The organism is Paenibacillus sp. FSL P4-0184 (genome assembly GCF_038004625.1).
Taxonomy (GTDB): Bacteria; Bacillota; Bacilli; order Paenibacillales; family Paenibacillaceae; genus Paenibacillus_AQ.
Genome location: NZ_JBBORN010000001.1, coordinates 4,246,115 through 4,258,585, shown reverse-complemented (window position 1 = coordinate 4,258,585; position 12,471 = coordinate 4,246,115). Strand labels below are relative to the sequence as shown.

The 12,471-nt window shown below is 43.5% G+C and carries 14 protein-coding genes; 1 reads left to right on the top strand and 13 read right to left on the bottom strand.

Annotated features, from left to right (window positions below; translation table 11 throughout):
• Nucleotides 1–71 precede the first annotated feature (71 nt).
• Nucleotides 72–941: a YitT family protein gene (locus MKY52_RS18670; RefSeq protein WP_042190138.1), complete on the top strand. Its 870-nt coding sequence runs from the start codon at nt 72–74 to the stop codon at nt 939–941.
• A 140-nt stretch (nt 942–1,081) separates the two neighbouring features.
• Here the strand turns inward: MKY52_RS18670 and MKY52_RS18665 are convergent, their stop codons facing one another.
• The 13 genes from MKY52_RS18665 to hisC all read right to left on the bottom strand — a co-directional run bounded on the left by MKY52_RS18665 (nt 1,082) and on the right by hisC (nt 12,415).
• Nucleotides 1,082–1,981 carry a sporulation protein YpjB gene (locus MKY52_RS18665; RefSeq protein WP_341052757.1) on the bottom strand — a complete coding sequence of 300 codons (900 nt, stop codon included), beginning with the start codon at nt 1,979–1,981 and terminating at the stop codon, nt 1,082–1,084.
• Nucleotides 1,982–2,136: 155 nt separating this feature from the next.
• Complete coding sequence (locus MKY52_RS18660; protein ID WP_256716306.1) at nt 2,137–2,778, bottom strand: DUF1405 domain-containing protein; 642 nt, start codon at nt 2,776–2,778, stop codon at nt 2,137–2,139.
• A 93-nt stretch (nt 2,779–2,871) separates the two neighbouring features.
• Nucleotides 2,872–3,744, bottom strand: a complete 873-nt coding sequence (locus MKY52_RS18655; protein ID WP_042190142.1) for a menaquinol-cytochrome c reductase cytochrome b/c subunit — start codon at nt 3,742–3,744, stop codon at nt 2,872–2,874.
• Nucleotides 3,745–3,770: 26 nt separating this feature from the next.
• Complete coding sequence (qcrB, locus tag MKY52_RS18650; protein ID WP_042129529.1) at nt 3,771–4,442, bottom strand: menaquinol-cytochrome c reductase cytochrome b subunit; 672 nt, start codon at nt 4,440–4,442, stop codon at nt 3,771–3,773.
• 6 nt (nt 4,443–4,448) lie between these two features.
• Complete coding sequence (locus MKY52_RS18645) at nt 4,449–5,003, bottom strand: QcrA and Rieske domain-containing protein (protein ID WP_042190144.1); 555 nt, start codon at nt 5,001–5,003, stop codon at nt 4,449–4,451.
• A gap of 239 nt (nt 5,004–5,242) precedes the next feature.
• On the bottom strand, nt 5,243–5,662 hold the full coding sequence (locus MKY52_RS18640) for a DUF2487 family protein (protein ID WP_149646826.1): 420 nt from the start codon (nt 5,660–5,662) through the stop codon (nt 5,243–5,245).
• Nucleotides 5,663–5,866: 204 nt separating this feature from the next.
• Nucleotides 5,867–6,046 carry an IDEAL domain-containing protein gene (locus tag MKY52_RS18635; RefSeq protein ID WP_042129535.1) on the bottom strand — a complete coding sequence of 60 codons (180 nt, stop codon included), beginning with the start codon at nt 6,044–6,046 and terminating at the stop codon, nt 5,867–5,869.
• 245 nt (nt 6,047–6,291) lie between these two features.
• Nucleotides 6,292–7,374 carry a hypothetical protein gene (locus MKY52_RS18630; protein WP_341052755.1) on the bottom strand — a complete coding sequence of 361 codons (1,083 nt, stop codon included), beginning with the start codon at nt 7,372–7,374 and terminating at the stop codon, nt 6,292–6,294.
• A gap of 89 nt (nt 7,375–7,463) precedes the next feature.
• A complete protein-coding gene (locus tag MKY52_RS18625) occupies nt 7,464–8,051 on the bottom strand; it encodes a histidine phosphatase family protein (RefSeq protein WP_042190151.1) in 588 nt (195 codons plus the stop codon).
• A gap of 179 nt (nt 8,052–8,230) precedes the next feature.
• Entirely contained in the window at nt 8,231–8,821 is a 591-nt protein-coding gene (locus tag MKY52_RS18620) for an anti-sigma factor family protein (RefSeq protein WP_042190154.1), read from the bottom strand.
• Between the two features lie 5 nt (nt 8,822–8,826).
• Complete coding sequence (locus tag MKY52_RS18615; RefSeq protein WP_042190156.1) at nt 8,827–9,414, bottom strand: RNA polymerase sigma factor; 588 nt, start codon at nt 9,412–9,414, stop codon at nt 8,827–8,829.
• Nucleotides 9,415–10,175: 761 nt separating this feature from the next.
• Nucleotides 10,176–11,270, bottom strand: a complete 1,095-nt coding sequence (locus MKY52_RS18610) for a prephenate dehydrogenase (protein WP_341052754.1) — start codon at nt 11,268–11,270, stop codon at nt 10,176–10,178.
• A 47-nt stretch (nt 11,271–11,317) separates the two neighbouring features.
• Nucleotides 11,318–12,415, bottom strand: coding sequence for a histidinol-phosphate transaminase (gene hisC / locus MKY52_RS18605; RefSeq protein WP_341052752.1), 1,098 nt, complete (start codon nt 12,413–12,415; stop codon nt 11,318–11,320).
• Nucleotides 12,416–12,471 lie beyond the last annotated feature (56 nt).

The following is a 12,471-nucleotide window of genomic DNA, read 5'->3' as shown; positions in this document are numbered from 1 at the left end:
CACCTGCAAGAAAAGGTATACTTATTATAGGAAAAGAAAAACTGCCTTAACAAGGCCTAACGAGGGATTCCATGAATTCAAACAAGGTAATTTCAATCAGCAAAACAGTTGCCCCTATCATGCTCGGAACCGCAGTATATGCATTCGGACTATTGTATTTCATCATTCCCAGTCAACTAATGGAAGGCGGCGTAACGGGAATCACACTGCTGCTTAATTATGCCTTTGACATTCCAATCTTTTTAACAACACTTCTAATCAATCTCCCATTGTTTCTGCTCGGTTGGAAAGTCCTAGGCGGCCGCCAAATTGTATACACAGGGGTAGGTATCGGATCTTTGTCCCTTTTCTTGTGGATCTTCGAAAGATTGATCTCTGCTGGATGGATTGTTCCTTTCAGTACCGAACATGACTTTATTCTTGCTGCACTATACGCAGGGGTAACCCTTGGAACCGGACTTGGGATTGTGTTCCGTTTTGGTGGCACTACAGGTGGCGTAGACATTGTGGCAAGAATTCTGGGACGGAATTTCGGCTGGAGTATGGGGCAGATTATTCTGGCCATCGACATTTTCATTATCGGCTCTTCCATCTTCTATATTCCCAAAGAAAAAATTCTATACACACTCGTTGCAGTGTTCATAGCATCCCGTGTCATCGATTTTATCCAGGAAGGCGCTTATGCCGCCAAAGCATTTACAATCATTAGTGATGAGGCACCCCAAATTGCTGATCTAATAACTGCTGAACTAGAACGAGGGGTAACACTCATCCCCGCAATCGGTGCGTATTCTAAGCAAGCCAAACATATGGTGTACTGTGTAGTTTCAAGGCAGGAAATTCGCCGTCTTAGTTTACTGGTCAAATCGATTGATCCGCACGCGTTCGTAATTATTAGCGATGTGCACGACGTACAAGGCGAGGGATTCAGAGAAACATAAAATATCCCCACAAAGTGGGGCCTTGCTTCGATACGTACTCAGGTACTTTGCGGGGGCCCCAAATATATAAGTTTTGATTCGTTAAAAAAGGAGCGGGGGACTCTTCCCCGCTCCTTTTGCTTATTTATATAACCATTCCACTAAATTGGTTTGAAGTTCTGATTCTCTCCACGGTACTTACGATAACCCGCATAAGCTAATACAGCGATAATAAACCCTGCGGCTAGCCCTCCCCAAATCCCAAATTCTTGTGAGGCCAGGGGTACTGACAAAGCCGGCTCATCCTTCTCTTTTCCGAACATTACCCGCACAGTATCCTGACCATAAGACACGATTTCAAGCAACCGGGCCCGTTCGATTTTTTGTGAGGAAGAAGGAATGCCTGCGGCATAAGAGAGCCAAGAATCAAAAGCATTTACAACTTCAGGTTTCCGAGAGACGATCACCGCTGGCCGGATATTTTCATACCTGCCCTGTAGCCTCTCTACAGCCGTTTTCCATCCCGCCAGATCATTTGTAGCACCACTTTGCTCCATCGCATTTAAATCCTCGCGAATTAGCTTATAATACTGAAGCCAAATGGGTTGTCCGGGGTGATTCAGACTGTTGGCAGCTAATCGTAACCTGGAAGCTGTAGCCTCCAATTGCTGCTGAGATACTTTTGCACTTGCCACAGCAGCCTTCAGGTCCATAATGACCCCTGACAACGCATTAATGCCCTCTACAGAGGTCATTCCTTCAAAAGAAGAGGACACTATGATCCTTGAGATCTCTTCGGTCTCTTGTCGGACCTTCATCACATCCCCTTCCAAGACATACCCATACAATGCCTCAGCGGCTTGTTCTAGCTGCTGTGCTCCAGTCTTTCCGCTCATCACTGTCAAACCGTTGCCCGAACTAACGTCGGCGCTTTGCTTCGAAACCTTGCCTGAACCTTCACCAGCATTCCCTTGCGCTGCTGAAGCTTTTTCAACATTCATGCTGGTCAATAACCAGCAAAACACTAGAATAACCAACACATAATATCTCCCTCGGAGCATGAGACATCCCCCTCCTACCTAAGAAGAAACGACGTTGTCGTCTTTATTAGACGATATTCGTTTCTCGTAAAATTATAAGGATAAAGTATAGTATAAAACTTATACTTCTTATAATTCTAAATGTATGGCAGGCGGACAAGGGTTAGAACTGCTTACTAGAACCTGTTCTTAAACTGATAGATAGAGTCTACTGGTCTTTGTCTACTACTAAACAACCAAGCAACAATTACACTAAACACCGTAAGCGCCATCGTGAAATATTGCACCTGTGTGACATCATCATTCAGTACAGAAGGTAACCATGGATATATTCCATAGGAATAGTCCAGCATATCGTTAGCAAGGGTCCAGAACAGCGCTAGCGGAATCATTTTGCGGAAAGAAAAGAATCGTGCATAGATCAAAGCTTCTACCGCCATCCCCAAATGAGAGATCACCAGCATCCAGTCTTTCCAAACCAGAATATCTCCTTGATAACCTCCAGCAAAAATCATACTTACTGCCCAAATCCCATACTTCACAGACGTCACAACCGCTAACGCCTCAATAAGCTCCCTTACATTGTTTCCCGTATAGCTTTTTGGAGGAAAGAGCATTAGCAACAGCGCCAAGGTAAAGAACAAGCTCGCGGTTGGACTATCTGGAACAAACGGGAGCAACCAAAGCGGAAAGTTAGCCGCCGTGAACTCCAATTGATTGCCATACCATATGTAGCCATAAATGGTACCGAGAAGATTCACAATAAATAACAACCAAATGATTCCTCGGTGCTTAAACAGTTTATCAAGAACGGACATACAGATCATTAACCTCCCAAGTAGTGGCAACTTTACATTTAGACATACAAAAACCTGACCGCAGTTTCGATCAGGTTTTGCGTTATTTTTATTTTACTGTTCGCTTTTTTGTTTGGCAAGCCAGTCTGCCAAGGCATCAATGTCTTGATCCGAAAGCCCCGCTCCCAGAGCAATATCATACATCTTCGGCATCTGTCCTTGACCCTCTTTTATAATAGTAAGGATTGCTTCTTTATCATGGGTGTCCCCAACGCCGCGAAGTGAAGGCCCGCCTGCCCCTTTCAAATCCGCCGCATGACAAGAGATGCAAGTAGCTTGCTTAAACAGCCCCATAGCCGGATCATCCTTATCTACAATCGCTACTTCCTTTGCCTTAACTGCACTCGAGGTTGGAAGCCCCTTCGCCCTATTCTCTGCCGCCTTCTCCTCCCGTTGAACATCTTCAGGAATTTGACCAGTTTCAGCCATTTCATGTTTGTATTCAGTCCAAGCGGTATTTGTTAAGTACACAATCGCCGCTAGCGATAAGAACATCAAAGATGAAGCGATCGGTCTACGATAGAAGCGACGTTCTCTGCCCGTGTCAAGAAATGGTGCTAAAAGAAGTGAACCAAAAGCTACACCGGTTACACCTAACGTACCCAGAACGATATAATCACCTGAAGCATAAGGAAGCTTCAAATACTGATAGAGAAACAAGAAATACCAGTCAGGAATTGGGATAACCGTAGCACTCGCATTCGCTGGAAACCCTAGCGGCGCTGGCTCTGAAATAGTAAGCACTAATATTCCTACAAGTACAACGACGCCAACCATCCATTCTTTCAGTAGAAAGTTAGGGATAAAGGCTTCCGATTTACCAGGATAGGCTGAATAGTCTGGAGGTGTGATAAATCCATTGCCTTTACGAACTCTGGTATCACCGACATATACAACCTTTTCCTTAGAATTGTTTCCATGTGCCATCCGTATTCCTCCTCTCTCAGATTAACTTACAACGGTCCAGAAATCCCTTGTCTGCGGATCATAATAAAGTGTCCTACGAGCAGACTAAGAAGCACCGCTGGGAGGAAGAATACATGTAGTGCGAAGAACCGAGTCAACGTTTCTGCACCAACAATCGTACCGCCTTGCATAAGTTCTTTCAATACGGGTCCCATCACTGGAACAGAGTTAGCAATTTCGAGTGTTACCTTAGTCGCAAAGTAAGCTTTATTGTCCCAAGGCAATAAGTAGCCCGTTAAACCGAGCCCCAACATTACGAAGAAGATGAGCATTCCAACTACCCAGTTCATCTCACGCGGAGCTTTATAAGAGCCTGTAAAGAAGACACGCATCGTATGAAGGAACATCATAACAATGACAAGACTGGCACCCCAGTGATGCATTCCGCGAACAATTTGTCCAAAGGCAACACTAGATTGTAAATACTCAACACTTGCATAAGCATTGATAATATCTGGAACATAATACATCGTTAAGAACATACCCGATAAGATCTGAATCACTGTAATAAAAAAGGTCAGTCCGCCAAAACAATACACAAACGCAGAGAAGTGATGGGCCGGGTTAACATGCTCAGGAACCTCGTGGTCGGCCACGTCTCTCCAAATTGGCGTAACATCCAAACGTTCGTCAATCCAGTTATAGACATTTTTAAACATTAGAACCTACGCCTCCTCACTAGCTACTGTATTAGGCACAATATCACCCAAAAGAACCCACCCGTTATCAAATTTCGTTTTATACTGGTCAAGCGGTTTTGGAGCTACTTCGAGATTTTTGCCGAGTTTGGTATAACGCGCACCGTGGCAAGGACAGTGATACTCGTCCGGATGTGCCTTATCATTGTTCCATCCAACCGTACATCCTAAATGTTTACAAATGGGTGAAAGCGCATAAATATCACCCTTTGCGTCTTTACGGATCCACGCAGTCAGCGTCGCTGTGCTGTCGTACCATCCGTCTTTCTGTTTCAATTCAAACGTAAACTCTTGGGGCTCTTCGGTGATTTTGCTAATTTCAGCAACCTTTATAAAATCACCTGCGCCCTTCTTATGTAATATTGGGTCCACGACAAAACGGACCATTGGGAGAATTGTACCTGCCCCCATAAAAGCAGTAGCGCCACCTAGCGTGTAGGTCAAAAATTGCCTGCGCGACATCTCTTTACGGCTGGGTGGTTGTTCAGGCCAAATATCCTGTTGATCATTATGGCTGCTCATACTGTTATATAACCCCCTTCTCAAGATATAAGAAAGTATCTAAGGTGTCCGATCAGAGATGCCTTACTATAAATAATCCGTTTTCAAATCTTTTCAATGAAATACATCACATACCATTTCGATTCAACCTAATAATAGCTTAGGCACTAAAACCCGTCAAGAATATTGTCTAATTTGTGACAGGCCAAAAAGTGATTTTCACTTACAATTGTTGATTTTCTGTCACATTTAAAAGAGACTCACCGTCCCCACATCTTTTGAATTTTCATACCAATATCACTATTAATCTTACCTTCCAGAGAGCCCTCAATGATAGGCAGAGAGAGTACTAAATCGCTTTCAAAAATTTCTTGTTCCAGAAGTGCTATATCTGCTGTTAACACCACGGCATACTGGAAACCACTGGATTTGACTTTTCGGCAAACCTCATTAATTAGATCGACATATCCTTCCCCTCCATACTGAATCGCCGGGTAAGTTACAATCCGTCCCTTAAACGGTATTTCCACCAAATCCATAAAATCACGTAATCTTTCTAATGCTTGAACCGTCTCAGGGGGACTCTCGGACCCACTTAATCCTGTAAAAGGTATGAGACATGTATCATAGAACTTTCGATTTTCTTCCCACTGTTCAACTTCAAAATCACTGAATTTCATTAATGTCATCTCCCTATTTGCGATCCTTCTTCGCGTCCACTTTTCACAAATTTGCCCGATGTTATAAATCCCATTATATTGAAAGAGGAAGACAAACGTCTAGATTTAGATTTTGACCCGTCTTCCTTCACCTCTAATTGATACAGAAAGTGAGTTGAACAGGTACCTATTTAATAAAAAAAGAAATGCGCTAAGCGCATTTCTTTATGCCAAACTTTTAAGTTCTTCTGTAAGATTTCGAAAAGCCAATTTATCTCCTGTAGCCAGCGCCGTGTCAATCTCACGGTGCAAGATGTCGGAGCGACGCTTTCGCAGCGCTTCATCCCACACCATTTCTGCCGCAAGTCCTAGCATCACTTCGTACGTAGCCTTCATTTTGTCCATTCGATACACCTCCGCTGTTTAAGAGATCCTTATTGCTTTAATATTTTGATATCCATCAAGATGATTTTGTTTTCGGTTTCAAAAGTGACGGCACCTACTAAATCATATTCAACAATCCTGTCTACGTTCTACATATTTACCCATTCTGATTAATACTTCATCTATTGTTCCTATTAACAACCAAAGCGAAGTCCTCATCTACGTATGTAATCCCCATAAGCATTTGGCTGTATGCCTTCATACTACTATAGATGTTTAGGCACGGCTATCTCCATCCCCCACGGCGTCATCATCACAGTGAGACCAGCAGTAGTCTCCCCTAATTTAAGCATCCCAAGGTGCACCATCATCCGAATAATTCGTTGCTCCAGAATAGAGGCAGCATTGTCATAATAGAACGGTTTAATTAACCACCCAATACCATCCACTAATGAAGGTACGCTCACCCAATTCCCAGCACTAATGCTTACCCAATACACAAGTGAAGGCAGGTTTGGTACAGCCCCCTTATATAGTTTTAACCAAAAAGAGAATATCTGCATCAACGAGTCACATTTTCCGTCGGCTAACACTGACTCTCCTGTCGCCGTAAGCCTTAGCCGAAAACCTTCTTCAGTGATCCAGCGGCGATGACGAACATAATCATACAGGAGCGCTAATCTAGGCGGATAATGCTCACATGCCCTACCATAGCCAAATCTCCAGCCGCCTTTGCTAAGAAGATCCTCCGGAATATGAAGTGCATTCATCACTCCTTGCTGATACCGCCTATACATTGCCCCTTCCTGATTAAGCTCTGGCTCATTTTCCTTGATATATCTCAGAAGCATAACCAGATCACTTAATAACAATTCTCCTTCATTTCGATACATGGCTGGTTCAGAGCTAACCGCAACCTTATCCTTGATATGTGCGCTCATCGTCTCACGAAAGCGATCTTTCAAGTCTTTAGGCACTTGGAACAAGTATCTGGTTTGCTGGGAGGAACCGCTAAAGAGCCAGCCTCCGCTTTTGAAACGAGAAACCATTTCCCGGAAGCCTCCGGTCTTTCCTTCTGGAGCATCAAAAGAAGCCTGTCTAGCTACTGCCAACAAATCTTCCAGACTAAAGTAGCTGCGTTCATCAAAAAGTAATGTATTCAGAAACCGTAGATCCTCCGGAGCACATTCCCGGATATGAGACTCCATAAAACTTCTGCTTCCAAGCATAATCAAAATACTCTGGATCAAGTCATGTTTGGAATTCTGCTTGCATTCACACCGGTAGCGTCCCGCTATGGCGGTCAACTGTCCAATATCTGCATAAGTGAGCATATCCGCCAGATTCATGTTTTATCGCCTCACCGTTTTACTACCATTATGGGAAATACAGCCCTTTTTATTCCCCTTTGCGCAAAAAAAATAACCCGATGCACGGGTTAACGCTGATTTTGCAGGATATGGCGAGTACAATTATATAGAATAGGGTTCCATTCCCGTTCTTTCTTCTCCAAAATTGTCAGGGATAAATTTCCAATTCGCTCAGAATACTTATCTTTGTAAAATGCAGTATACAGTTGAGCGAGGAACCCTCCATGAGATATAACTAGTATGTTCCGATTGGGATGCTGTGCAGAAATATCCTCCATAAAGGCAAGTGCACGTGCTTGAAGCTGTTCGTCAGTTTCTTGACCAAGTGAAAGCTGACTCCAATCTTTCCCCCACTTCTCTTCACGCTCAGCGGCAGTAAGCCCTTCTACTTGCCCGTAGGCACGTTCCCGGATCCGATCATCAGGATCAAGCAACGGTACATTTAATTTATCAGCGATGATCTTGCCTGTCTCTGCTGCCCGGGAAAGGTTACTTGTAATGCAATAATCCCAGCGATACGGCTCTTGTAATAAGCGGTCAGCAAGCATAGCAGCTTGCATGCGTCCTTCATCATTAAGCGGAATATCACTTTGCCCCTGTATCTTTCCAATTGCGTTCCAGTCCGTCAATCCATGGCGTATCAAGCCGATTAGCATATTGCCTCCCCCTTTTCACCCAAGTATTTGTCTCTTAATGTAACATGGATGAAATAAAAAGTCTTCTTTTATGCGTATTAGAATACAAAAAAGCCCCTTATCTTTACATAAAGGGACTCCTACATCATTCTTAACACTATTATATACTGCAATAGCTAAGTCATACATCAATAGACCCTTTATGATCTGCGATATCGATTCAGCCGGGTTAACGAAAACACTGCAAAACCCACGCCAAGCATGGATAACATCATCCAATATTGAGGATGAGTAGGTCCCATATTTACTACAAGCGGTTCAATAATCCCACCTTCAGAGCCTAAAATGGGATAAGTAGAAGTCCATTCCATAGAGCCAGCAACGCCAGTCTCTACAATTCCACTTTGAGCCACAGTGATATCTGCAGGTGTTCTAAACATAGTAAAGTAAAGAACACTAGACAAAAATACCGCCAGAAAGCAAGCGATCCAGAGACTAAGCCTATGACGAACAATGGCAGATGTCCCTGCGGATTTCCCATCCCCTGGCATCAACCAAGGACTCTCTAGATAAATCCGCTCCATAACTTTAACATTTATAACTTCTGCACGCTCTTCACTAATCTCTTCTTTCAAATCATGCATAAGCTGGCTACTCTCTTGCCACAGAGACCATTCAGCCGCGCAGTAAGGACAAGTTTCAATATGTTGTTCGAGCAAAATCCGCCTAGGATGTGTGGGGGGAGCGTCCCACAAGAGCGGAATACATTCTTGCGCTTCCCTGCAATTCATTCGCCTTACACCCTCTCAACCTGCTCTTCAACTTCAGGCTCATTGAAATAGGATTCGAGTTGAAGCTTCACACTACTTCTGGCACGAAACAACAATGATTTCACGGAGCTTACACTCTGATCCAAAATTTCTGCAATTTCTTGATAATCCATCTGATCGTATTCACGCAGGATTAGCGCAGAGCGTTGTTTCTCCGGAAGATTATTAATTGCCTCACGAACCAAATTCATCCGTTCTTTACGCAATGCAGCCTGCTCAGGCGCTACTTCAAACGGTGCAACGGGAGTATATCCACTCTCTTCTAGGGATACATTTCCGGCACGATTCTTACGAAGCTCACTCAGCACGGTATTACGAGCAATAGTGTACAACCACGTTGAAAAGGAAGCATCTACCTCTCGAAAGGAATGCAAGCTACGGAATGCCTTGTAGAAAGTCTCCGAACAAAGGTCCTCTGCAATTAGCTCCATTTGTGAGTTTCTAAGCATATGATATACAAATGCCAATATTTTTCGTTGATAACGACGCATTAATTCTGAATATAATTCTGTGTTGCCTTGTTTAATTTCCTGGATCAACTGGGAATCCGTCATGGTGAGATTGGCCCTCCTCGCCCTTGCACGTCTTTTCCCGTCCGGTCCGTACTTATTATACCGGTTTGGGCTTTAAAAGTTGCGCTGGTTTACTACAACTTTTTAGTTTATTACAAGAAGAAACGATATTGTCGACCTTTATGTAAGACAAACGTTCCTTGTGGGAATTTAAGGAAAAATATATGACGTGCAACTTATCCGTTCTTCAATTTTGAAATACACCTATGTATATTCAAACACCCAATAATTAAGGCATGATGATTGTGATGAATATAAAAAGAAAAATGGCATATTTCTATGAGCATATAAATTTTATAACGAATCTAGAAATATACCAGATCTATTGTATCACAGATTCTCATAGGATGACATTAATAGACTTCAGAGCAGTAATCTCGTCAGCATGACCTGACAACAGATTATAAACGAACATGAAGTTCAACCATAAGACTTTGATCACTGTAATGTGACTTTAATCTCTTTTCAATAAACTGTTGACAAAATGTAAACGTATACATATAATAAAAGTACAGTATGGTTTCTCTCCACTCCTATCCAAATACTACACGGTTCCAATTTATTGTGAACTGTAGCCGCTTACTTTGTAAGCGGTCTTTTTTTGTCCTGTAAGCGCTGTATTAGCCCCACTCATTATTAATACCCTCTTCTTCATCCACTTGAAGCAGTAGCTGTTTTCAGCATTATGCTCTTTCAGATCCCATAACGAAATAAAAGCCCCTCCATATTGGAAGGGCTACTAACTACACATATACGGTATAATCGTGCTGCTGCAGAAGCACCTTCGCACGTTCCATATCGTTCTCCTGACGAAAAGATAGGCGCATAATTCCCGGCACATCTTCACGACTCTCGATGATTTGTACGTTGCTAAGGTTAATGCCTTGGTCCCCCAGCTCAGTTGCAATACGACCAATAATCCCCGGATGATCCGGTACATCAATATGTAGGTCAAATAAAGGTGCGATCATGCCTTTACGCCGTTCAGGCAACTGACCGCGGAAGCCATTCGCTTCTTTGAAAGCCTCTTCAATTCCTACGCCATCTTCACTTTCCAGGAGATGAACAAAAGAAGAAACTTCCTCGTTCCAATCCTTCAATAAACGAAGCATTACGGAACGATTGTTCAGCAAAATGTCTCGCCAAATTATAGGATCGCTGGACGCAATCCGAGTGATATCCCGAAAGCCCCCTGCAGCTAGCGTGCTATATAAGGAGTCGGTATCGTCATAGGCACGAATCTGATTTACCAAAGCAACAGCAATAATATGCGGTAAATGACTAATGGCACCTACAATCTCATCATGGCGTTCTGGATCAAGGCGTACAATCTGCGCTCTTGTGTGGTGTAGTAAAGACTCCAGTGCATGATAAGCCTCATCTGGCACTCCTGGAGGGGGCGTCAACACATAATAGGCATTCTCAAATAGCAGTGATGAAGCTGCCTCAACACCTGAGCGTTCTGATCCTGCCATTGGATGTCCGCCGATAAAATGTACTCCAGGAATATCTAAGGAGACCGCACATGCGGCAATACTAGCTTTCGTGCTTCCTACATCTGTAATAATGCAGCCGGGTTTTAGAGGCAACTTACTTAATTGCTGCAGATAATCCTCTAACATCCCTACCGGTACACATAAAAAAATGAAATCAGCATCAAGTGCCGCTTCTTCAACAGAAAGCGTGGCTTGATCAACCACACCTCTGCTTATATATTTACTCGCGGATTCAGGACGGTGGGCATGTCCTACGACGGTCAGGCCCTCCTTGCCTTTAAAGCAAAGGGCCAGTGAGCCTCCGATCAGACCGACACCGAATATAGCTATTTTTGTCGTCATGTTCTTTGAACTACCTGCCTTTTTTAGTCTAGTCTTGCTGTTTATTACTAAGCGCGCACACCAGACTCTATAAGCGTTTGTTCCAGCGCAGTTATAAACGCTGTGTTCTGTTCAGCAGAGCCCACAGTAACACGAATATAAGTAGGGTAAACTTGATGACCCGCTCTTACTATGATTCCTTTACGCATCAAAGCATCGAAAACCTCGGTTGCAGGTTTTCGAACATCTACCATAATGAAGTTCCCGTGTGCAGGGAAAGATTCAAGGCCCAGACGTTTGAATTCACCTTGTAATTGGGCAATACCCGCGCTATTAAGACGACGGCATTCCTCCACGTATTCTTGGTCATTCAAGGCAGCAAGAGCCGCGGCTTGCGCAAGACGAGTGGTATTGAAAGGCTCGCGTACCTTGTTGATCAATGAAATAATCTCAGGACTAGCAACGCCATAACCAATACGCAATGCAGCTAAGCCATAAATTTTGGAGAATGTGCGAAGCACAACCAAATTCGTATAACGATTTAATAATTGGATACCGTTGGAGTAAGATAGATCTGTTACGTACTCACAATATGCTTCATCAAGAACAACCATTACATTGGAAGGAACAGCATCAAGGAAAGAAACCAAGGCTTCCTCTGGTACAATCGTTCCTGTTGGGTTATTCGGATTACAAATCCAGATAACCTTCGTACGGTCCGTAATACGGGCCAGCATCCCATCCAGATCATGTGTACCATTTACAAGTGGTACCTCGATGGACACAGCGCCTTCGATATCTGCGTTACTCTTATACACAGAGAAGGTCTGGTCAGCCATGATTGTCTCATCACCTGGCAAGAAGAAGGCACGAGCAATAAGAGCAATAATCTCATCAGAACCACAGCCAAAAATAATATTATCGCTGTTCACACCAAGACGGTTGGCAAGTGCTGCCGTCAACTCAACGGCCGATCCGTCTGGATATAGATAAAGATTCTCAAGCTCTGCTAGAATAGCTTCTTTAGCACTCGGGGAAGCTCCATACGGGTTCTCATTGGATGCAAGCTTAATAACCTCACTTAAGCCAAGCTCCTTCTTAACTTCGTCTATAGGTTTCCCTGGTTTGTAGACAGGGAGATTAACTATATTCGGTTTTGGATTCATGAATAGTCCTCGCTCTCCATAGTTGATTACTCCACTATACACAGGTCAAAATGACA